This window comes from Fusobacterium ulcerans ATCC 49185, assembly GCF_900683735.1.
Taxonomy (GTDB): Bacteria; Fusobacteriota; Fusobacteriia; order Fusobacteriales; family Fusobacteriaceae; genus Fusobacterium_A; species Fusobacterium_A ulcerans_A.
In genome coordinates this window covers 597,302-618,613 of record NZ_LR215979.1, presented here as the reverse complement: position 1 = coordinate 618,613, position 21,312 = coordinate 597,302, and the positions used below count along the sequence as shown (strand labels likewise).

The following is a 21,312-nucleotide window of genomic DNA, read 5'->3' as shown; positions in this document are numbered from 1 at the left end:
AGTATCCCTAAAACAAAGAACACCAAAAAAGCTGACTTGAAGATTTTCTTCTTGTCAGCTTTTTTCTATAAAAAGAACTATCTGATTAGAACAGATAGTTCTTTCTGGGATTTTACCTTCTAAATTATAATTACCAACTAAAATTTACCCAAAATGCAAGTAAGGATATTTATCCTTATTATTTTCTGCCTGTAAATCTTCTGTCTACCAAAGTATATTTATATGGATTAAAAGCTATCTTAGCTAATTTAAAATTCTGTATTCCCATAGGTATTCCTATTATTGTTATACATTGTAATATTCCAGCTATGATATGTGATATTGCCAGCCATATTCCTAAAAGAATTATCCATAAAAATGCTGATATTGGTCTTGGTAGCTCTCCATATTCAGTTTTTAGTACTATATCCTTTCCAAAAGGTGTCAAACATGAACTAGCCATTTCAAAGCAACCCCTTGCAAATGGTATAGTTATTATAAGTACTGTACTTATTATTCCTGCTATAAACCATTCAAAAGCTAGAACTAATCCTCCTAAAAATAGCCATATAATATTTAATAATAAACTCATAATTCCTCCTTATATTTGTAATTCCAATTGATGTCTAAATTTTAATCCAGTAATTCTTTGATGCTGTTAAAAATAACACTCCTTACATCTTTATTTTCTAAAGATATCTCTTTTATAAGATTTTTAACTCTCAATCTTCTTGAATTTTCGCTGACTTCATATGGACAATCTGATTTTACCACAGGAAGATCCAATTTATTCACATATCTTATTATATCTTTTTCTTCAACAAATGCAAGTGGTCTTATTACAGTAACTCCATATTCTTTTGAAAGATAACACGGTTTCATCATTTTCATATTCCCTTGATAAAATACATTCATAAGAAAAGTTTCTATTATATCATCTTTATGATGCCCCAAAGCAAGTTTATTTATTTCCTGCTCTTTCATCATTCTATAAAGAATTCCTCTTCTTATTCTTCCGCACAAAAAACATGGATTTTTTACTTCCTTTTCTCCAAAAAGCATATCACTTAAATTTGTATGCTCCACTTGAAGTTTTAATCCCAGTTTTTCACAATACTTTTCTATTACTTCAAATGACGCTTTATCAATATTAGGGTGTATATGAATAGGAATAATTTCAAAATCTATATTAGCTATCTTTTTTATTCTTATTAAAGCATTTAGAGTAGTCAGACTGTCTTTCCCTCCTGATACCCCCACAGCTATTCTGTCTCCTGCCCCTATCATATTATATTTATGCATTGCACGACCTACAGGGCTCCATATAGTTTTACTGAAATTCTTATTTTCTATAAAATTTAATATATTATTTTCTTTTTTTATTATCTCTTCCATTATTATTCCTCTGTCTTATTAGTATCACTTTTATTTCCTCTTGTATATCCAATGACATAGTCAAGGTTGATATTCTTCATAGAATTAAAAATACTTTGCTTTATATTTGGATTTTTTTCTTCAAGTTCATTCAAAAGAATTTTTATCTCTTTTCTTTTAGAATCAGTTTTACCAGATTCCACAGGACACCCACATCCCATAGCTTCTATCTCGTTTCTTTGAGTATAGGCTATTATATCCTTTTCTTTTATGTATACCATAGGTCTTATAAGTTCCATTTTCCCACTTGTTGATTTTACCTTAGGTATCATTGTTTTTACAGTTCCTGCATAAAATATATTTATCATAGTTGTTTCTACCACATCATCAAAATGATGTCCTAAAGCAAGCTTGTTATATCCTAGCTCCTCCACTTTATTATAAAGTACCCCTCTTCTCATCTTGGCACATAAAAAGCATGGACTTTCTGGATTTTCTTTAAATGCAATCTCCCATACATTAGCTTCAAAAACTTCACATGGTATTTCAAGTTCTTCAAGATTAGCTTTAAACTGCTCCATATCCATAGCTCCAAAACCAGGATTCATTGAAATAAAAGCTACTTCAAACTTTTTGCTTCTATCTTTTTTCATTTCTTGAAATAATTTACATAAAAGAAGGCTGTCCTTCCCTCCTGATACTCCTACTGCTATTCTATCTCCATCTTCTATAAGATTAAAATCTTTTATGGCTTTTACAAATTTTGTCCATATTTTTTTTCTATATGTAGTTCTTAAACTTTCTAAAGCTATTTCTCCCTTTTTCATCTGTTCCTCCTTTTGCGATATGATATTATAATATTTTTTCCAATTTCTGTCTAGGATATGATATAATTTATTTAAACATATCTTATTTATGAAAGGAAAAATTATGACTGATATCGAAATAAAACTTATAAAATTCCTTCTTTCATCAGCTGTCTATAGTGACAGTGCTATAATGAAAAATTTAGGAATAAACGAAGAAGAGCTTGTAAAAGCTTATGAAACTCTGGAAAAAAATGGATATTTAGAATCATATGAAGCTTATGAAGCTAGAAATCCTAAAACTGACTGTTCTTCTAACTGCTGCAGTGATGGAGATTGCAGTACCTGCAATAAATGCAGTATGAACAGTACTTTTGACACTTCTAAAGTAAAGGTAATCACAGCAAAAGCAATTCGGGAATTTGAAATGGAAGATTAATTTTTTAAACTGAGCTCTTTTTAGAGCTCTTTTTTTCTGATTTTTATAAAAATAGTGAACTTTTTAAAATAAAAAATATATGGAAATAAATAAAAAAAGGCCTCCACAATTATGAAAGCCCACCTTAATAAAATTATTTATCTTTTTCTTTGAATTCTCCAAATAAAGTACTGAATGTAGTTAAGTTTTGTAATTCCGATGGAATAATTATCTTAGTAGATTTACCATCTGCAACTTTACTGAATGTTTCCATTCCTTTTATCATAAGTACTTCTTTACTTGCATCTGCTTCTTTTAATAATTTAATTGCTTCTGCCTCTGCTTTTTGTACAGATAGTATAGCTTCTGCTTTACCTTGAGCTTCTTTGATAGCAACTTCTTTTTGCCCTTCTGCTCTTAGGATAGCTGATTGTTTTTCTGCTTCTGCTCTTAAGATTTGAGATTCCTTTTCTCCTTCTGCTACAAGAACTGCTGATTTTTTTTGTCCTTCTGCTCTTAAAATAGCCTCTCTTCTTTCTCTCTCAGCTTTCATTTGTCTTTCCATTGCATCTTGAATTTCTCTAGGTGGAATTATATTTTTTAATTCTACTCTGTTAATTTTCATTCCCCATGGATCTGTAGCTTCATCAAGAATAGCTCTCATTTCAGTATTGATAGTATCTCTAGAAGTCAAAGTGGCATCAAGTTCCATATCTCCTATTATATTTCTAAGAGTAGTAGCAGTAAGATTTTCTATAGCATTCATAGGATTTTCTACTCCATATGTATATAGTTTAGGATCTGTAATCTGGAAATATATTACAGAGTCTATCTGCATAGTTACATTATCTTTAGTTATAACAGGCTGTGGTTTAAAATCAATAACTTGTTCTTTTAAAGAAACTCTTTTTGCAACTCTGTCAATAAAAGGAACCAGAAAATTTATTCCAACACTCCAAGTTTCCTTATATCCTCCAAGTCTTTCTATTACATAAGCTCTTGATTGAGGTACTATTCTCACATGAAAAGCTATTAATACCACAATAAATACAAATAGTAAAAATACAATAAATGAACTCATTTTTTTCCTCCTTAAATAAGTTGATAATACACTTAATGATACCATAAAATAACTGGAATTAAAACAGATAATTTCAAATATAATTTTCTCAATTCTGCATTTTATCTTAATTTCTAATTTTTTATCATTTAATGAAAAAAAGAGACTGAAAAAATTTCAGTCTCTGTACATTTATTATTAGAATAGTCCAGGGATATTGATTCCACCAGTTACTTTTCCCATTTCAGCTTCTGCTAATTCATCAGCTTGTCTCATAGCTTCTTTTACAGCTGAAAGAATAAGATCTTCAAGCATCTCTTTATCTTCAGCAGCTTCTTTAACTATTTCATCACTTAATTTAACTTCTAACAGTTCTTTTTGTCCATTAACTTTTACTGTAACAGCTCCTCCACCAACTGATGCTGTTAACTCTTTTGCTTTAAGCCCTTCTTGAACAATCATCATTTCTTGTTGCATAGATTGAGCTTGCTTTAATATATCCATTTGGTTTGAAGCTCCATTACCTGTTCTTCCACCCTTTAATTTTCTTACCATTGTTTTTTTCCTCCTAAAATTTTTGTTCTTCACGATTGATTATATCATAATATATCCTATTTTTTCAACCTATAAGTTTATATCATAAGGAAAATAATATATAGGCTTAAAATAAAGTTCTTTATCTAAAATAAACGAATCATATTTTTCTAATATTTTTACTGCTGGAACATATTTTTTTATAATAGAGTCATAATTAGGTGCATTTATTATCTCAACAGTATCATAATCTCTTAATTTCAAATCATCTGCAAGTCCTTTTATAGTATTTTCTAATCCACCTATTTCATCTATTAATCCTAATTCTAAGGCTTCTTCCCCTAACCATACTTTTCCTTGAGCTACTCTTTCCACATGTTGTCTATTAAGTTTTCTTCCAAAAGATACTGTATCTAAAAACTCATTATATACTTTTAAATTTGAAGCATAAAGTTTATCTCTTTTATCTGCATCAAAATCTTTCACCATAGAATAGATATCTGAATATTCTCCTTTTTTAACTTCATCTACATTAATAGATACATTCCCAAGCATTTTTTTTATGTTGGGTATTATACTTACTACCCCTATTGAACCTGTAAGGCTTTCCTTATCTGCATATATTTTTTCTCCTGAAGCAGCTATATAATATCCTCCTGAAGCGGCTACACCCCCAATTGAAATATATATAGGTTTAATTCCATTAGCTTCTATTATCTTATTGCTTATAATATTGGCTGATAATGCTGATCCTCCTGGTGAATTTATTCTTAAAACTATTCCTTTTACACTACTATCATTTAGTGCCTTATTTATCTCTTCTATTAACACATTTGGAGTTATACTTCCAGAAATTCCTCCTGAAGTACTGTCCATAAACATTGTTCCTTCAGCATATATCACAGCTATTTTATCTTTTCTCTTATTTCCATTCAATCCTAAAAGATTATTTTTTGACAGAAAAGAATTATAATTTTCAAATGAAACAAGTTTTCCATCACCAATAACTTGTTTTAGATGATCATAATACATAAATTCATCTATCAAATTTAATTTTTTCATTTGATTTGGCTCTGATGCCATTAAGTCACCATTAAGAATTTTTTCATTAATAAAATCATGATTAACTTTTCTTTCAGTTGCTATATTATTTACAAAATTATCATATTTTTTGTTATACATTCTTTCTATATTTTCTTTATACTCCTTCGATATATGTTCTTTTGTAAGATTTTCACCATATGCTTTATAGTTTCCAACATGTATAACATTAAATTCTATACCTAGCTTATCTGCTAGAAGTTTATAGTACATAAGTTCTCCATAATAACCAGTTATATTTACAGGTGCACTCATTGCAGGAGGCATAAATATATGATCGCTTTTTATAGCTAATGAATAGTTTTTATTATCAGCCATTGTCATATAAGAATATACTTCTTTTTTACTCTTCTTCAAGCTATCTAATTTTTTACCAAGCTCCTCTATCTGAGCACTGCTAAGTGATAAGTTATCGAGCTTTAACACTACTCCTTTAATATCTTTATCTCTTTCTATATAATCAAAAGTTTTTAACATAGAAAAAAAGTTAGTCTCTTGCCCTTTTAAAAACTCAGGTAAATTTTTTCCTTTTTCCTTATACTCTTTTGATAAATCTACTTCTATATAACTTCCTTTTTCAATAGTTATTTTATCTTTTTCTAATGCTGTTTTTGTAAAAAATATTCCTATTGAAAATATTACCACTAGAAACAAAAAAGCTTTTATGAAAAAAGAAAATATTTCTTTTATTACAAATAAAATTGTTCCTAAAATAAATTTCTTTAAAAAATTTAAAAATTTCACTATGCTACACCTGCCTCTACAATTTATTCCTTATAGTTTTATAATAACAGTTCCACACACTTGTGTCAAACTTTATCACTTTTTTAAAATAATTTTTCATTTAACAGATAACTTTAGAATTCTTTAATACAATGACCATATACTAAATTCTATTTTTCACCTTTCTCTACTATGAATAAAATAACATCAAAATTATTCTTTATATTTTTTTTACTTCTTTATTCTTAATATTTATTCCTATTAATTTTCTTTTTTATTTTTAAAATAAAATATTTTTTAAATTAAATATATATATTTTTATTAAATCATACTATTTTTTTACTCTTTCAATATATTTAATACTATTAATCAAGTTCTTATATACCCAGTTTCTTTCAATAATATATATAATATATTGTTTCCATAAGTAATATCAAATTGATTTTAATATCATTTCCATGTATAATTTGTTCAGATAATGACTTTTGATTTCAAATATATACAAATTGTTAAAAACAAATGATAATTTTTGATATCAAAAAGGTCAAGAATAAGTTTTAGGGAGGATTTTATGAATCAAATGAAGCAAGAAAAAAAGGGCTTTTTTAACAAGTTCCTTGATTTCATCGAAGTTGGTGGAAATAAACTTCCACATCCAGTGACACTTTTTGTGTTATTCTGTTTAACTATTATTATAGTATCTGGAATTACTGAAAAAATGGGTGTATCTGCTACTTACAATGCTTTAAACAAAAAAACTGGAAACTTTGAAGAAATAACAGTTACTGTTAAGTCTTTAACTAATGCTGCTGGTATAAGATATATATTTAACTCTATGGTTAAAAACTTTACAGGGTTTGCTCCATTAGGTACAGTTCTTGTAGGTATCATTGGTATTGGAGTTTGTGAAGGAAGCGGACTTATGTCTTCTACCATCAAAAAAGTTGTTATGGGAACTCCAAGAAGAGCTATAACTGCTATAGTTGTTTTTGCTGGAGTTATGTCTAACGTTGCATCTGATGCTGGATATGTTGTACTTGTTCCTTTAGGAGCAGTTATTTTCCTTTCATTTGGAAGACATCCACTAGCTGGATTAGCTGCTGCGTTTGCTGGAGTATCAGGAGGATTCTCTGCTAACCTTTTACTAGGAACTACTGACCCATTACTTGGAGGTATTACTACAGAAGCTGCAAGACTTATCAGACCTGATTATTTTGTTGCTGCAACTGCTAACTACTATTTCATGTTTGTATCTACATTTATCATCACTGCTTTAGGTACTATTATCACTGAAAAAATAGTAGAACCTAGACTTGGTCCTTATCATGGTGATGTTGAGCATGACATGAAAGAATTAACTGATCTTGAAAGAAAAGGATTGAGAGCTGCTGGTCTAGTTGTTCTTGCTTACCTTGCAGTTATGTTAGTTCTTACTTTGCCAGCTAATGCTGTATTAAAAATTGATGGAAGCTTAAAAGCTTGGACTTCTTCTGGACTTATTCCAGCAATGATGTTCTTCTTCTTACTTCCTGGATTAGCTTATGGATTTACAGCTAAAACTTTAAAAAGTGATAAAGATGTTGCTAAACTTATGGGCAAAGCTCTTGCTGGAATGGGTGGATATATGGCCCTTGCATTTACAGCTTCTCAATTTATAGCATACTTTGGGTATACAAATCTAGGAACTATCCTTGCAGTTAAAGGAGCTGACACTCTTAAATCAATAGGATTTACAGGATTACCATTAATTCTTGGATTCGTTCTATTCACTGCATTCATTAATCTATTTATGGGTTCTGCATCAGCTAAATGGGCAATCATGGCTCCAGTATTCGTTCCAATGCTTATGGAACTTAACTACTCACCTGAATTTACTCAAGCTGCTTACAGAATTGGAGATTCATCTACAAATATCATTTCTCCATTAATGTCTTACTTTGCAATGATAGTTGCTTTCATGCAAAAATATGATAAAGATTCTGGTATGGGAACTCTTATTTCAATGATGCTTCCATTCTCAATTTGTTTCTTACTTGGATGGACTATCCTTTTAGCTATCTGGTTTGCTTTTGGATTACCAATTGGACCAGGAGTATTTATTGAATTCAGCAAAATGTTAGGATAATAAATTTAAGAACCTGATGATTAAAATCAGGTTCTTTTTTATTTCTCTTTTTATTTTTTAAAAAATATACTATAATGTATCTTAACAAATAAAAAAATAGGAGGAAAAAATGAATTATTTGGGGGAACTCTATGCTTTAATAACAGCTTTTGGTTGGGCATTTAGCTCTATATTTTTTGAAGCAGCTTCTAAGAAAGCTGACAGTGTAACAGTTAATGTAATAAGACTTATTATGGGAATAATTATGCTTGGTTCAGTTACATTTCTCTCAAGGGGGGTATTTTTCCCAACTGATTCTACATTACACAATTGGACTTTCTTGAGTATTTCTGGAATAATTGGACTTTTTCTTGGAGATATGTTTCTTTATGAGTCTTATATCCTCATAGGGGCAAGAATATGTATGCTCTTTATGACAATGACTCCTCTTATTGTAGGTTTATTTGGATTTTTGTTCCTTGGGGAATCTCTTACACTAATTCAGACATTAGCTATGTTTATCACATGTTCTGGAGTCCTTATGGTAGTATTAAAACCTAAAAGTGAAAATCTAGAAGATAAGAAGCTTTCTCCTAAAGGAATAGCCTTTATTACAACTGCAGTTATTTTAGAAGCTCTTGGCAACATCTTTACAAAAATAGGGGCAAGGGGATATGATCCTAGTTCATCTACGCAAATACGAATGATTTGTGCTATGGGAGTATTTTTATTTTATCTCACATTTAAGAAAAAATGGGGAAGAATATTTTTCTCTTTTACTGACAAAAAACTTATGGGACTTATTTTATTAGGTACTGTTACAGCTACTGTTGGTATCACTTTTCTTATTTCTGCATTTAATTTAATAAATGCTGGTGTTGCCTCTACTTTTTCTTCTATTAGTCCAATTATAGTAATTCCAATTTCTATAATTGTTTTCAAAGAAAAAGTAAAAATTAGAGAGATAGCTGGAGCATTTGTTTCTGTTATTGGAATTGCTTTATTTTTTTTATAAGGAGGTTTTATGAATTTAAAAATTTTACCTAATGATTTTTCCATCTGTAAGATAAAAAATCTAAATGATATAAACTATGAGGATGAATTTATTTTCATTGGAAAAACTGATGAAGAGCTTTCATTAGTATGTTCTACTAAGTATGTTCCTCAAGAATATATTGAATGTGACAACAACTGGAAAGGTTTTAGAATAGAAGGAGTTTTAGATTTTTCATTGATTGGTATACTTGCTAAAATCTCTACTATTCTTGCTGATAATGGAATAAGTATATTTGCTGTTTCTACATACAATACAGACTATATTCTTTTAAAAGCTGATAAATTTGATAAAGCAGTAGAAATTTTAAAACAATCTAATTATATCTTCAAATAAAATTTTATAAATATACTTTGACTTTTATTATTAAATTTGATAAAATCCTCTTAATTTAAATCAATTATTTTAGGAGGATTTTTTTATGGATGAAACACCTGGTACGACCAACGTCATATCTCAATTATTATTTCTTTTAATTTTAACTATTGCAAATGCTTTTTTTGCTGGTGCAGAAATGGCTACAGTTTCTGTGAATAAAAATAAGATTAAAATACTTGCTGAAGAGGGAAATAAAAATGCTCAGCTTCTTCAGGAACTTTTAAAAGAACCTACAAGATTTTTATCTACTATACAAGTAGCAATCACACTTTCAGGATTTTTAGCAAGTGCTTCTGCTGCTACTAGTTTCTCCTATCCTTTAAATGCTATCATGACAAAATTAGGAATTCCTTATGGAGAAACAATTGCAATTATTATAGTTACTATTATTCTTTCATTTTTTACTTTAGTTTTTGGTGAACTTGTACCTAAACGTATTGCTTTGCAAAAAGCTGAAATAGTAAGTCTATTTACTGTAAAACCTGTTTTATTTATTTCAAAACTTACTTCACCATTTATCAAACTTCTGTCTTTTTCTACAAATTTTGTTCTTCAGATTTTAGGAATGAAAGCTGAAAATCTTGAAGAAAATATTTCCAAAGAAGAAATAAGATCTATGGTAGAAGTTGGACAAGCTAATGGAGTATTTAATGAAACTGAAAAAGAAATGATAAATTCTATATTTGAATTTGATGATATCCTAGCTTCAGAAATAATGATTCCAAGAACAGATGTCTATTCTATTGATATTGATGCTTCTATTACTGAGTATTTAGATGAACTGCTTTCAACTAAGCATTCTAGAATACCTGTATATGAAGAGGATATTGACAATATTATAGGTGTCCTTTATATAAAAGACCTTATTTTAGAAGCAAGAAATAAAGGCTTTGAAAATGTAGATATTCGTTCTATACTTCGTAAACCTTATCTTGTTCCTGAGAGTAAAAATATAGATACATTATTTAAGGAAATGCAGAAATCTAAAAAATATATTGCTATACTTATAGATGAATATGGTGGCTTCTCTGGAATAGTAACTATGGAAGACCTTGTAGAAGAAGTAATGGGAAATATTGATGATGAGTATGATGATAATGAACCTAAACTTGAAAAAATTGATAATCATATTTACTTAGTTGATGGAATTTATTCTATAGATGACCTTATAGACAACCTTGATATAGATATTATTTCTAAAAATCACAATACTATATCAGGATATCTAATAGACATATTAGGTGAAATACCTGATGATACATATCTTGATAAAGAAATAGAAGTAAATGATATTATATTTAAAATAAAAAGTATAAAAGAAAATAGAATAGATAAAATTGAACTTATTTTAAAGTAGATTTTTAATAGGAGAATAAAATGAAAAAAGCACTTTTATTTGGAATAGGAGCCTCTTTTTTCTTTTCCTTTACATTTGTCCTTAATAGACAGATGAATATAGGAGGAGGAAGCTGGTATTGGAGTTCATCTTTAAGATATCTCTTTATGCTTCCTATTTTATTTTGTATAGTAGCAACAAAAAAACAATTATCCCCAGTTATTGAAGATATCAAAAAAAATCCTGTTTCATGGTTTATATGGAGTACTGTAGGTTTTGGATTCTTTTATGCTCCTTTAAGTTTTGCTTCAGCATATGGAGCTTCATGGCTGGTAGCAGGAACATGGCAGTTGACTATTATTGCTGGTGCTCTTATGTCTCCATTTTTTTACACAATAGTTGATGGGAAAAAAATAAGAAGCCATATTCCAAAAAAGTTTCTGCTTGTTTCTCTTGTTATTTTGACTGGTATATTTCTTATGCTTTCTGAAGAAGCTAAAAAAATATCTATCATTGACAGTCTTTTTGTGGTTGTTCCTGTTCTTTTTGCAGCATTTTCTTATCCACTGGGAAACCGTAAAATGATGGAATTATGCAGCAACAGATTGAGTACTCTTCAAAGGGTATTTGGAATGACATTATGCAGTATTCCATTCTGGATAATCATTGTAATATTTGGTTTTGTGCAGACAGGACCTCCAAGCCATAATCAGCTTATTCAATCTTTTATTGTTGCTGTCTCATCTGGAGTTATTGCCACAATAATGTTTTTCAAAGCTACTGATATGGTTAAAGGAGATACTCACAAACTTGCTGTTGTAGAATCTACACAGGTTGGAGAGCTTATATTCACTCTCTCAGGAGGTATTCTTGTTTTCCATGACACTGTCCCTACTACTTTAGGAATAGTTGGAATAATCTTAGTAGCTATTGGAATGATGGTTAATAGTTTTATTCAGGAATAAATAAAATAAAAATAAAAGAGTGCCTCTTAAACAGGATTTATATCCAATCTTTGAGACACTCTTTTTTATTATTCATATTTCTTCTATGGAGCAGATTCTTATTTAATTGAGATATTGATGCCATTTTTAATATCAACATCAAATATTATAACTTTTATTTCCTATTCTGCTTCCTGTTTTATTCCTAAATTTTACTTGTTGTTTTCTAATTTTTCAAGCTCAGATTCCAGTTGATCCAGCAGTCTATCAAATTCTTTTGCTACTGCATGGAAGCTCTCCTCTTTTTCCAAATCTACCCCAGCTTTTTTCAGCTGATTCATTGGGTGATCGTTTCCACCTGATTTTAATAGTTCAAGATATGCAGAAGTTGCTGCTCCTCTTTCTTCTATTTTATATTTTTCATTAGTTATTCTGTCATATAAATTTGCTGATGAAGCAAAGCTTGTTGCATACTGATATACATAATATGGTGAATTATAAAAATGTGGTATTCTTGCCCAAACTATTTTTTGAAGTTCATCCATAGTAAGAGTTTCTCCAAAATATTGTTTAAACAGATTATTCATTATTCCACTTAATACATCTGGTGTTACTGCTTTTCCTTCTTCTACTAATTTATGAGCCTGATATTCATAGTTAGCAAATAAAGTCTGAATATAGAAAGTCCCTACTATATTTCCCAAAGCTTGTTCCAGTAATGCTATTTTTTCTTTTGGATCATCACTATTTTTTATCATATAATCAAGCATAAGTCTTTCATTAAATGTTGATGCTACTTCAGCTACAAATATTGTATAGTTAGAAGAAGCATATGGCTGGTTTTCATTAGAAAGTATTGTATGCATTGTATGTCCAAGCTCATGTGCTAATGTAAATACATCATTCATAGTAGACTGATAATTTAAAAGCATATATGGATGAACATCATAAATTCCAATTGAATAAGCTCCACTTCTTTTGTTCTCAGTTTCATATACATCTATCCAACCTTCACTAAGAGCTTTATTCATTTTTTCACTATAGTCTTTTCCTAATGGAGCTATTGAATTTAATACCATCTCTCTTGCTGTATCATATGAAAATTCTTTATTATAATCAACAATATTGATACTATTATCATAATAATGGTAATTTTCTAATCCTAAAGCTTTTTGTCTAAGTTTTACATATCTTTGAAGTGGTGCATTATTATCTATTGCTGATTTCAAAAGTGTTTCAAATACTTCAGATGGCACATTTTTAGGTTCAAGAGCCTTATCTAGTGTAGAATTATAATTTCTAGCTTTTGATGAAGCTACATCTCTTTGAAGAAGTGATCTATATATAGCTCCATAAGTATTTTTATTAGCATCATATGATCCATATAAAGCTTCAAAAGCTTTTTTTCTATCTTCTTGATTTCTGTTAGTAGATAAAACTTTTGAATAAATACCATTAGTCACTGGTCCTTTATAACCATCTGAAAGCTCTACTTCATTCCATTTTATATCTGAAATAGAAAGTTCTCCATATATATCATCTGGAGCTCCCATATATTGCCCATAATAAGATAAGAGTTTTTCTTTTCCTTCATCTAATACATGCCCTTGTAATCTATATATTTCCATCAAACTAAATTTATGTTCTTGTAAAATTTGATTTTTTTCTATCCATTTTTCCATTGTTTCTTTTGATATTTCCAATATTTCAGGTGTCATCCAAGAAGTAGCCACAGAATATTCTGTAAGTATTGCCATTATTTCCTGTAATTTTATAGAAGCTATTTCATCTTTTGAATTAATGTCTTTCAACATATATGGATATATATACAATTTTTCTATTGTTCTGCCTATTTTTTCTTCCAATTGAATCATTTCTGTAAATTTTTCAGAACTATATTTTATTTTCCCTTTATATTCCGGAACTTTTTTCATTAATTCTTTTGTTTGCTCAAGTTCTCTGTTCCATGCTTCCCAATTTGGATAATATTCTTCTAAATTCCATTTATATTTTTTATCTATATCTTCCCTTTTTAAAATTTTCTTTTCCATTTTTTCTCCTTCTTTCTCTTCTTGTTTTTCTATTTTTATATCTTCATTATTATGATTTTCTTTTCCCTTTCCTTCATTTTGAAAATAAAATTTTGCACCTATGAGTGCAGCTAAAAATCCAATTACAAATATCTTTTTTATAGTCTTTACCCCCTATTATTACTAATCATATACTTTTTTATTATAGCATACTTTTACAAAAAAATCTTGACAAAAGTAACAACTTAGTTATAAAATAAAGTTGTTACTTTTAAAAAAAGAATTTTTTGTTTATAGTCGAATAATAAATTAATATAAGTTTTAATTCACAAGAGGAGGTTTTATATGAAGAAAAAAATACTTACTTTTATTTTCACTGGTTTTCTTACATTAGTATTCTTAGGATGTGGTGGAAGTGATAAAAAAGAGGTACGTTTTGCAGATGCAGGATGGGACAGTAATAAAGTTCACAATGCTGTTGCAGGTTTTATTATAGAAAACGCATTTGGATATACTTGGAGTGAAGTTCCTGGTTCTACGCCTATTTTGCATGAAGCAATTAAAAGTGGTGAGATAGATATACATATGGAAGAGTGGACTGACAATATTCCTAGCTATTACCCAGATCTAAAAGCTGGACTTTTTCAAGAATTAGGGGTTAACTTTGATGATAACAGACAAGGAATATATGTTCCTAAATATGTAATAGAAACTATGGCTCCTGATCTTAAATCTGTAAAAGATCTGCCTAAATACAAAGAACTTTTCAAAGATAGTGAAAATCCTGAAAAAGGACGTATTTATGGTGCTATTCCAGGTTGGGAAATAGATAATATTATGTATAAAAAATATGAAGCTTATGGTTTAGATAAGGATTTTGTATATTTCAGACCAGGTTCAGATGCTGCCTTATCTGCTGCTTTTACAGCAGCATATGAAAAGAAAGAACCAATTGTAGGCTATTACTGGGAACCAACTTGGTTGTTAGGTAAATATGATTTTGTCCTTTTAGAAGATGAGCCATATAATGCTGAAGCATTTCTTGAAGGGAAAACTGCTTGTCCATCTGTAAAAGTAACTATTGGTGCAAGTAATAAATTTAAAGAAAAATCTCCAGAAATTGCTGCTTTTCTTAGCAAATATCATACTTCAAGTAAATTGACATCTGAAGCTTTAGCACATATGCAGGAAACTGGAGATAACTACAATGCTACTGCTAAATGGCTTCTGAAAAACAATGATAACTTAATCGATCAATGGCTGGATGCTGATAAAGCAGCAGCTGTAAGAAAAGCTTTAAATTAATAACAGGAGGACATTATGGATTGGATTTTTAATTTCCCCTTCAAATTGAATATAGATGTTGCTCTTATTGATAAAACTGTTAAAAATTTTAGTATTCAATTTAGTGGATTTTTTAATGTTATAAAAAATATTTTAAATGGATTGATAGGTGGTATATTGACCATACTTAATTTTATTCCTTGGTGGGTACTTGTTTTTCTTGTATTCATTGCTGGATGGAGACTTACAGGTAAATTAAGAAATGGAATACTTTATAGCTGTATGCTTTTTTTCATAGGAGTAATTGGACTTTGGGATTTAATGAATGATACACTTTCTATTGTTCTTGCTGCTGTATTTATATCTCTTTTGCTTGGATTCCCAATAGGAATATTAATTTCTGGTAATGAGAAAATAAACAGTTTTGTAAGACCTATACTTGATACAATGCAGACAATGCCTGTCTTTGTCTATCTTATTCCAGCAGTTCTTTTCTTTGGACTTGGAAAAGCTCCAGCAGTTATTGCTACTACAATATATGCTATAGTTCCTGTTATCCGACTTACAAGTCATGGTATCAGACAAGTAGATAAAGAAGTGGTTGAAGCTGCAAGAGCATTTGGTTCTACAAAATTTCAGACATTATGGAAAGTACAAATACCTCAAGCTCTTCCTACCATCATGACTGGTGTAAACCAGACATTGATGATGGCTATGGCTATGGTTGTTACATGTTCAATGATTGGTGCTAGTGGTCTAGGTATGGAAGTCCTTATAGGGGTAAATCGTATTGAGATAGGCCGTGGTCTTGTTGCAGGAACTGCTGTTGTTATAGTAGCTATTCTAATGGACCGTATCACTCAGGCATGGATCAATAGAAGCGAGGTGAAGAAAAAATAATGAACAAAAATATAGAGAATGATGCACATGATGAAAAATATATTTTAAGTGTAAAAAATTTAACAAAACTTTATGGACTTAATAAAAATGAAGCAGTAAAAATGCTCAAATCTGGAGCAGAAAAAAATGAGGTTTTTAAAAAAACTGGTGTAACTTCTGCTATCTGGGATATGTCTTTTGATGTAAAACAAGGAGAAATCTTTGTTATTATTGGTCTTTCTGGCTCTGGTAAATCTACAGTTATTCGTTGTTTAAACAGACTTCATAATCCAACATCTGGTACTATCCTATTTGATGGTAAAGATATTGGAAAATTTTCTCAAAAAGAGCTTATAGATTTTAGAAGAAATAAAATTTCAATGGTATTCCAAAATTTTGGTTTGATGTCTCATAGGGATGTCATAAGTAATATTGAATACGGTCTTGAAATCAAAGGTATTTCAAAAGAAGAAAGAGAAAAAAAAGCTATGGAAGTATTAAAAATGGTAGGTCTTGAAGGACTAGAACATACAAATATCAATAGTCTTTCTGGTGGAATGAAACAAAGAGTTGGAATTGCCAGAGCTTTGGCTAACGATCCTGAAATACTTCTTATGGATGAACCATTTTCAGCTCTTGATCCATTAGTTCGTAGCGATATGCAGTTTGAACTATTATCAATACAAAAAAAACTAAAGAAAACAATAGTATTTATTACTCATGATATAAATGAAGCTTTTAAACTTGGTGATAAAGTTGCCATTATGAAAGATTCAAGACTTATTCAGTTAGACACACCAGAAAATATGTCAGCTAATCCAGCTGATGATTATGTCCGTCAATTCATTGACAGTGCTGATAAAACTAAAGTTATAAGTGTAAAGCAGATAATGTTTAATCCTTCTTGTATAATTCGTTTGAAAGAAGGTGCAGGTATTGCTATTCGTGAAATGAAAAGCAACAGAGTTTCAAGTGCTTATGTTATAGATAATCATATGAAATTTTTGGGAATAATAACAATTGACAATGCTCTTAAATGTAGAAATGAAAATGGATTTCTTTCTGATTATATATTCAATGAAATTCCAACTACATCTTCGGATGCACTAATAAACGATATTCTTCCTATTGCTGCAAATACTAAATTCCCTATTGCAGTTATTGATAATGGAGAGCTTATGGGAATAGTTTCTAAGGCATCTATACTATCTACATTAATCTAAAATAGAATTTATTTGATATTTTATTTTCTTTTTTCAAATGCTACAATATATAATTAAAAACTTCTAAATTATTATTCAATGAAGCCGAAAATTACAAAGCGGCTTCTTTTATTTTATTTAAAAACTTCTAAGTTACTATTCAATCTGTTTCGGCTTCCGACCATTCAAGCCTTAGTTTATATTTAAAAACTTCTAAGTTACTATTCAATATTAATTGAAGCATATTGTAAAGAGGTATTACCAGAATTTAAAAACTTCTAAGTTACTATTCAATTTTTTAAACTTATTCCATTTAGATTTAAGTATACTTTATTTAAAAACTTCTAAGTTACTATTCAATGCTCATAAATTCACAACTTTTACTTTTCAATATTTTCTCTACTGCTCTAATTATACCATCTCATTTTAATTTTTTCCAACCTAAATAAGTATTTAATTCTTTTCGTTTTTTTCTCCTATTATAATCTAAATTTCTAAATTTAAAATCAAAAATTGTTTTTTTAACTTGGAAATTAAAAAAATCCACTAACCAAAATTCTTTAATCAATGGATTTATTTTAACTAATCTATTTTCTTATTTATTGTCACTTCTCTATCTAGTGGAAGAACTTTATTTAAAATCACTCCTGCAAGAGCTGCAAGAGCAAGTCCTGAAAGAGAAACTGTTTTCCATATAACAATATTATCTACTGCTATTCCAAACACAAATATCAATGATGCTATAATAAGATTTCTTGAATTAGAAAAATCTAATCCTGCATCCACTAATGTTCTTGCTCCTACTGCAGATATCATTCCAAATAATATTATTGAAACTCCCCCCATCACTGGAGCAGGTATAGTTTGAAGAATAACTCCAAATTTTCCTAAAAGTCCTAAGATAATTGCATAACATGCTGCTATTCTTAAAATTGAAGGATCATAAACTTTAGTTACTGCTAAAACTCCTGTATTCTCTCCATAAGTAGTATTTGCTGGCCCACCTAGAAGTCCTGCCACAATTGTAGCAACGCCATCTCCCATAAGTGTTCTATGTATTCCAGGATCTTTAAAGAAATCCTTTCCTACAACAGCACCATTTGTTGTAATATCTCCGATATGCTCAATAAAAACTACCAAAGCTATAGGAGCTATTGCAAGTATCGCACTTAAAGAAAAAGCTGGAAGTGTGAAAAGATCAGCAGCAGCTTCAGCTGAGAGTCCCAGCCAGTTTGCCTGTGCAATAGGTTCAAAACTTACAAGCCCCATACACATAGCTACTATATATCCCAATGTTACAGATATTAAAATGGGAACAAGTCTAAAAAATGATTTCTTCATTATTGTTATACTAATCATAGAAATAATAACTACCAAAGCTATTATTAAACTTTTTGGTTCAAACTTTCCATTTGCATATCCTGCCATATTTAGAGCTACTGGACTCATTCTAAGTCCTATTACCATTATAATTGGCCCTGTTACTACTGGTGGAAAAAAAGATTTAATTTTTTCTACACCAAAAACTTTTACTAAATAAGCCATTATTAAATAAATAAATCCTGCAGCTATAACTCCACCTTTTACAGCTCCTATTCCTTCTTCTTTCAATACCAAACTTAAAGCACCTATAAAGGCAAAAGACGATCCCAAAAATACTGGAACTATCCTTTTAGTGCAAAAGTGAAATATCAATGTCCCAGCTCCTGCTGCTATAAGTGCAATTGAAGGATTTAACCCAGTTAAAAAAGGAACTAAAACTGTTGCCCCAAACATTGCAAGAACATGCTGCGCTCCTAATAAGAGTTTTGTTTTACTTCCTATTTTTTCCATACTATTTTCCATTTTTCCCCCTTTTAAAATATATTATTTAAAACTTTATTTTTCCTTAAAAAAAGGATAGTACTGAGACTACCCCTTTAATTTATTTAAAAATTTTTCTTCATTTACTATAAATCTCTCATGCTTTCCTTCTCCAACTAAAGTGTCCTTATGATACACTTTTACAGAAAATTCAAGTTTCTTCCCATCAATTTTTTCAAGAATAGATATACATCTAATTTTATCTCCTACAAGATTAGCCTTTAAATGTTTTATATTTACTGATATTCCTACTGTTGTTTCTCCTGCTGAAAGTTCTTTTTGTACCAACTCAAATGAGGTATTTTCCATAAATGCTATAAGTATTGGTGTTGCAAAAACATTTAAAGCTCCTGATGCAATTTTAGCTGCTGTTTCATTTTCATTTACTATTTTTTCAAGTGTTAAGCTCATTCCTTCTTTCAGCATTATTACCCTCCTGATATTAAATTCTCGAAAATTATACTACAATAATGCGTTTCTGTCAATAGTTTACTTCAATGTATCTTTTTTTAGTTTAGGTTTTCTTCCATTCAAGGCCATATACCCTATCCATAAAATAATATAAGAAAAGTATATTCCTAAATTATTTTTCTTTCTATTAAAATATTCAAATATTTTATAACCTGTTCTTAATACTCCTACAACATATTTATCATCTGATTCTTTTGTTGAACTTACTAAAAGAACTCCAAAATATGCTGCAATTATTAATAATGATACTCCTATAGCAATCCATACTTTCAACATATATTACCCTCCTATATCAGTCTATTCACTTAATACTATTCCCATCAATTTCCCTGTATCAAAAGTCACTTTGCATATATCCTCTATGGCTATATTGCTCATACAAATGGAATCTCCCTGATGGAGTGTATATTTATTTAATGGATATTTAAATCCTTCTAATGTAAGTCCTTCAACTTTTTCAGAAAATGGGACAAAAGAAATAGTTTTTCCATTCAATTCTGTTAATTCAGCTTTTTTTTCAATAGAGAATATTCTTTCTTTTTCTGTTACAAACATAAGATTTTTAAATTTGAAAATAAGATTCAGATTAGTTAACGAATGGTCTATTCTTCCTCCTAATCCTCCAATTACAACAATCTTATCATAGCCCAGCTTGGAAATATGCTGTAATATTAACTCACCATCTGTATAATCTTTATCCTTAGGAAATTTTTTTATTGTTACATTATTAATACGATATTTTTCTATAATTTCCTTTGTTACAGAATCAAGATCTCCCCATATTTCTAATGGTAAAATATTTAAAAACTCCAAATGGTTAGCTCCACCATCTGCACAATAAATATCCCCTTTTTTTTCATTTATTAATTTTGTATAAAATTCCTTACTTCCTTCAAGCTGCCCATTAAAAAATACATATGCTATTTTCATTTTTACCTCTATTTTTTAATCATCATCCTCTGATATTTCTACTACTATAAATATAGGAAGATGATCTGATATTTTATCTTTCATAAGTCTATATTGTCCCTGTGTAAAATCTAAAGCTCCACTTTTTCCAGTAAATTCCTTAGTATATATTGTAGAAAGAAACATATTATCATAAGAACTTGCCAGACTTTTCTTTCCTAGTGTAGTTTTAATAGTTGGACTTAAAGCATATATTATCTTATCTGGATGAGAAAGTAATTTTTCAAATGATTCATCAAATCCTGAAAGATTGAAATCTCCAGCAATAATAACATCATTTTCTTCTGAATCCATATTTTGAAAATAGTCATACACTTCATTCATCTTAAAAGCTTCTGCTCTTCTTGCACTTTCATTTTTTCCAAATACTGAATGAACAAGAACAAATGTAAAATCAAATTCTCCTATTTTAAAATCTGCTCCATATGGTGGTCTTGCAAATTTCTCTTCTACATCTTTATAAAAACCTCTTTCTTTTAAAAATTCTACTTTATCTTTTTTCCATACATAAGCAAAATATTCCTTATAACTATTCTTTCCTACTGGATATGGAGATATATGATAATCCCATTTCTCCCCTGAAACTTTATTCAAAGCATTAACAAGCTTTTCTACCCCTTCTATATCCATTACTTCTATAAGTCCTGCTATATCAAACATTTCAAGAGCCTGAGCTGTCAAAGTATAATCTTTCTGACTTTTTCCAAGTCTTAATGTGTTAAAAGACGCTATATATCCTTCTTGAGCAAAAATTACTGCTGTTAATATAAAATATATAAAAATCAATTTTATTTTTTTCATAT

The 21,312-nt window shown here is 29.4% G+C and carries 21 protein-coding genes and 1 CRISPR repeat array; of the genes, 9 read left to right on the top strand and 12 right to left on the bottom strand.

All coding sequences use genetic code 11. The annotated features are described in order from the left end of the window. Positions 1–178: 178 nt before the first annotated feature. Genes E0E45_RS02820 through E0E45_RS02810 form a run of 3 tightly spaced genes read right to left on the bottom strand, consistent with a single transcriptional unit; the run spans position 179 to position 2,180 of the window. Positions 179–571 carry a YccF domain-containing protein gene (locus tag E0E45_RS02820; protein WP_130889756.1) on the bottom strand — a complete coding sequence of 131 codons (393 nt, stop codon included), beginning with the start codon at positions 569–571 and terminating at the stop codon, positions 179–181. Between the two features lie 41 nt (positions 572–612). Then, positions 613–1,374: an ATP-binding protein gene (locus tag E0E45_RS02815; RefSeq protein ID WP_130889755.1), complete on the bottom strand. Its 762-nt coding sequence runs from the start codon at positions 1,372–1,374 to the stop codon at positions 613–615. 2 nt (positions 1,375–1,376) lie between these two features. Further along, the gene (locus tag E0E45_RS02810) at positions 1,377–2,180 is read right to left on the bottom strand and encodes a tRNA lysidine(34) synthetase (RefSeq protein ID WP_130889754.1); all 804 of its coding nucleotides are present in this window, start codon (positions 2,178–2,180) and stop codon (positions 1,377–1,379) included. Positions 2,181–2,283: 103 nt separating this feature from the next. On the opposite strand from E0E45_RS02810, the gene E0E45_RS02805 reads away from it, so the two are divergent. Beyond that, positions 2,284–2,598 carry a hypothetical protein gene (locus tag E0E45_RS02805; RefSeq protein ID WP_130889753.1) on the top strand — a complete coding sequence of 105 codons (315 nt, stop codon included), beginning with the start codon at positions 2,284–2,286 and terminating at the stop codon, positions 2,596–2,598. Between the two features lie 133 nt (positions 2,599–2,731). Here E0E45_RS02805 and E0E45_RS02800 read toward each other — a convergent pair whose 3' ends face one another. The 3 genes from E0E45_RS02800 to sppA all read right to left on the bottom strand — a co-directional run bounded on the left by E0E45_RS02800 (position 2,732) and on the right by sppA (position 6,016). Then, complete coding sequence (locus E0E45_RS02800) at positions 2,732–3,658, bottom strand: SPFH domain-containing protein (RefSeq protein WP_130889752.1); 927 nt, start codon at positions 3,656–3,658, stop codon at positions 2,732–2,734. A gap of 177 nt (positions 3,659–3,835) precedes the next feature. Then, complete coding sequence (locus E0E45_RS02795; protein WP_130889751.1) at positions 3,836–4,192, bottom strand: YbaB/EbfC family nucleoid-associated protein; 357 nt, start codon at positions 4,190–4,192, stop codon at positions 3,836–3,838. A 69-nt stretch (positions 4,193–4,261) separates the two neighbouring features. Beyond that, a complete protein-coding gene (gene sppA, locus E0E45_RS02790) occupies positions 4,262–6,016 on the bottom strand; it encodes a signal peptide peptidase SppA (RefSeq protein WP_130889750.1) in 1,755 nt (584 codons plus the stop codon). Positions 6,017–6,575: 559 nt separating this feature from the next. On the opposite strand from sppA, the gene E0E45_RS02785 reads away from it, so the two are divergent. From E0E45_RS02785 to E0E45_RS02765, 5 genes are all read left to right on the top strand, one after another. Further along, positions 6,576–8,120 (top strand): AbgT family transporter, encoded by a 1,545-nt coding sequence (locus E0E45_RS02785; RefSeq protein ID WP_172604222.1) that lies wholly within the window; start codon positions 6,576–6,578, stop codon positions 8,118–8,120. A gap of 109 nt (positions 8,121–8,229) precedes the next feature. Then, positions 8,230–9,114, top strand: coding sequence for a DMT family transporter (locus E0E45_RS02780; RefSeq protein WP_130889748.1), 885 nt, complete (start codon positions 8,230–8,232; stop codon positions 9,112–9,114). A 9-nt stretch (positions 9,115–9,123) separates the two neighbouring features. Then, positions 9,124–9,489, top strand: coding sequence for an ACT domain-containing protein (locus E0E45_RS02775; protein ID WP_130889747.1), 366 nt, complete (start codon positions 9,124–9,126; stop codon positions 9,487–9,489). 85 nt (positions 9,490–9,574) lie between these two features. Then, the gene (locus tag E0E45_RS02770; protein WP_130889746.1) at positions 9,575–10,888 is read left to right on the top strand and encodes a hemolysin family protein; all 1,314 of its coding nucleotides are present in this window, start codon (positions 9,575–9,577) and stop codon (positions 10,886–10,888) included. Between the two features lie 20 nt (positions 10,889–10,908). Then, positions 10,909–11,832 (top strand): multidrug resistance efflux transporter family protein, encoded by a 924-nt coding sequence (locus E0E45_RS02765; protein ID WP_130889745.1) that lies wholly within the window; start codon positions 10,909–10,911, stop codon positions 11,830–11,832. Between the two features lie 191 nt (positions 11,833–12,023). Here E0E45_RS02765 and pepF read toward each other — a convergent pair whose 3' ends face one another. Then, positions 12,024–13,850 (bottom strand): oligoendopeptidase F, encoded by a 1,827-nt coding sequence (gene pepF, locus E0E45_RS02760; protein WP_147391527.1) that lies wholly within the window; start codon positions 13,848–13,850, stop codon positions 12,024–12,026. A 336-nt stretch (positions 13,851–14,186) separates the two neighbouring features. Here pepF and E0E45_RS02755 point away from each other — a divergent pair, with 336 nt between their 5' ends. From E0E45_RS02755 to E0E45_RS02745, 3 genes are read left to right on the top strand one after another with little or no spacing between them, the layout of a single operon-like run. Then, a complete protein-coding gene (locus E0E45_RS02755; RefSeq protein ID WP_130889743.1) occupies positions 14,187–15,146 on the top strand; it encodes an ABC transporter substrate-binding protein in 960 nt (319 codons plus the stop codon). Positions 15,147–15,161: 15 nt separating this feature from the next. Then, the gene (locus E0E45_RS02750) at positions 15,162–16,025 is read left to right on the top strand and encodes an ABC transporter permease (protein ID WP_130889742.1); all 864 of its coding nucleotides are present in this window, start codon (positions 15,162–15,164) and stop codon (positions 16,023–16,025) included. Further along, the gene (locus E0E45_RS02745) at positions 16,025–17,227 is read left to right on the top strand and encodes a quaternary amine ABC transporter ATP-binding protein (protein ID WP_130889741.1); all 1,203 of its coding nucleotides are present in this window, start codon (positions 16,025–16,027) and stop codon (positions 17,225–17,227) included. The genes E0E45_RS02750 and E0E45_RS02745 overlap by 1 nt, the downstream gene beginning before the upstream one ends. A gap of 51 nt (positions 17,228–17,278) precedes the next feature. After that, positions 17,279–17,567: a CRISPR direct-repeat array (repeat unit 29 nt; unit sequence ATTTAAAAACTTCTAAGTTACTATTCAAT). A gap of 221 nt (positions 17,568–17,788) precedes the next feature. Here the strand turns inward: E0E45_RS02745 and E0E45_RS02740 are convergent. The 5 genes from E0E45_RS02740 to E0E45_RS02720 form a co-directional block, all read right to left on the bottom strand. Continuing rightward, positions 17,789–19,039, bottom strand: coding sequence for a uracil-xanthine permease family protein (locus E0E45_RS02740; RefSeq protein WP_172604221.1), 1,251 nt, complete (start codon positions 19,037–19,039; stop codon positions 17,789–17,791). Positions 19,040–19,117: 78 nt separating this feature from the next. Beyond that, positions 19,118–19,495 carry a thioesterase family protein gene (locus E0E45_RS02735; protein ID WP_130889739.1) on the bottom strand — a complete coding sequence of 126 codons (378 nt, stop codon included), beginning with the start codon at positions 19,493–19,495 and terminating at the stop codon, positions 19,118–19,120. 63 nt (positions 19,496–19,558) lie between these two features. After that, on the bottom strand, positions 19,559–19,816 hold the full coding sequence (locus E0E45_RS02730) for a hypothetical protein (RefSeq protein ID WP_130889738.1): 258 nt from the start codon (positions 19,814–19,816) through the stop codon (positions 19,559–19,561). A 21-nt stretch (positions 19,817–19,837) separates the two neighbouring features. Beyond that, the gene (locus E0E45_RS02725) at positions 19,838–20,470 is read right to left on the bottom strand and encodes a thiamine diphosphokinase (RefSeq protein ID WP_130889737.1); all 633 of its coding nucleotides are present in this window, start codon (positions 20,468–20,470) and stop codon (positions 19,838–19,840) included. Between the two features lie 15 nt (positions 20,471–20,485). Further along, positions 20,486–21,310 (bottom strand): endonuclease/exonuclease/phosphatase family protein, encoded by an 825-nt coding sequence (locus tag E0E45_RS02720; protein ID WP_130889736.1) that lies wholly within the window; start codon positions 21,308–21,310, stop codon positions 20,486–20,488. Positions 21,311–21,312 lie beyond the last annotated feature (2 nt).

Bases quoted from the DNA above. Each gene is read 5' to 3' on its own strand.
- E0E45_RS02820 (WP_130889756.1), bottom strand. From the start codon at position 571: ATGAGTTTATTATTAAATATTATATGGCTATTTTTAGGAGGATTAGTT.
- E0E45_RS02730 (WP_130889738.1), bottom strand. From the start codon at position 19,816: ATGTTGAAAGTATGGATTGCTATAGGAGTATCATTATTAATAATTGCA.
- E0E45_RS02735 (WP_130889739.1), bottom strand. From the start codon at position 19,495: ATGCTGAAAGAAGGAATGAGCTTAACACTTGAAAAAATAGTAAATGAA.
- E0E45_RS02720 (WP_130889736.1), bottom strand. From the start codon at position 21,310: ATGAAAAAAATAAAATTGATTTTTATATATTTTATATTAACAGCAGTA.
- E0E45_RS02725 (WP_130889737.1), bottom strand. From the start codon at position 20,470: ATGAAAATAGCATATGTATTTTTTAATGGGCAGCTTGAAGGAAGTAAG.
- E0E45_RS02775 (WP_130889747.1), top strand. From the start codon at position 9,124: ATGAATTTAAAAATTTTACCTAATGATTTTTCCATCTGTAAGATAAAA.
- E0E45_RS02750 (WP_130889742.1), top strand. From the start codon at position 15,162: ATGGATTGGATTTTTAATTTCCCCTTCAAATTGAATATAGATGTTGCT.
- E0E45_RS02755 (WP_130889743.1), top strand. From the start codon at position 14,187: ATGAAGAAAAAAATACTTACTTTTATTTTCACTGGTTTTCTTACATTA.
- E0E45_RS02805 (WP_130889753.1), top strand. From the start codon at position 2,284: ATGACTGATATCGAAATAAAACTTATAAAATTCCTTCTTTCATCAGCT.
- E0E45_RS02740 (WP_172604221.1), bottom strand. From the start codon at position 19,039: ATGGAAAAAATAGGAAGTAAAACAAAACTCTTATTAGGAGCGCAGCAT.
- E0E45_RS02745 (WP_130889741.1), top strand. From the start codon at position 16,025: ATGAACAAAAATATAGAGAATGATGCACATGATGAAAAATATATTTTA.
- E0E45_RS02780 (WP_130889748.1), top strand. From the start codon at position 8,230: ATGAATTATTTGGGGGAACTCTATGCTTTAATAACAGCTTTTGGTTGG.
- E0E45_RS02765 (WP_130889745.1), top strand. From the start codon at position 10,909: ATGAAAAAAGCACTTTTATTTGGAATAGGAGCCTCTTTTTTCTTTTCC.
- E0E45_RS02800 (WP_130889752.1), bottom strand. From the start codon at position 3,658: ATGAGTTCATTTATTGTATTTTTACTATTTGTATTTATTGTGGTATTA.
- E0E45_RS02785 (WP_172604222.1), top strand. From the start codon at position 6,576: ATGAAGCAAGAAAAAAAGGGCTTTTTTAACAAGTTCCTTGATTTCATC.
- E0E45_RS02815 (WP_130889755.1), bottom strand. From the start codon at position 1,374: ATGGAAGAGATAATAAAAAAAGAAAATAATATATTAAATTTTATAGAA.
- E0E45_RS02795 (WP_130889751.1), bottom strand. From the start codon at position 4,192: ATGGTAAGAAAATTAAAGGGTGGAAGAACAGGTAATGGAGCTTCAAAC.
- E0E45_RS02810 (WP_130889754.1), bottom strand. From the start codon at position 2,180: ATGAAAAAGGGAGAAATAGCTTTAGAAAGTTTAAGAACTACATATAGA.
- E0E45_RS02770 (WP_130889746.1), top strand. From the start codon at position 9,575: ATGGATGAAACACCTGGTACGACCAACGTCATATCTCAATTATTATTT.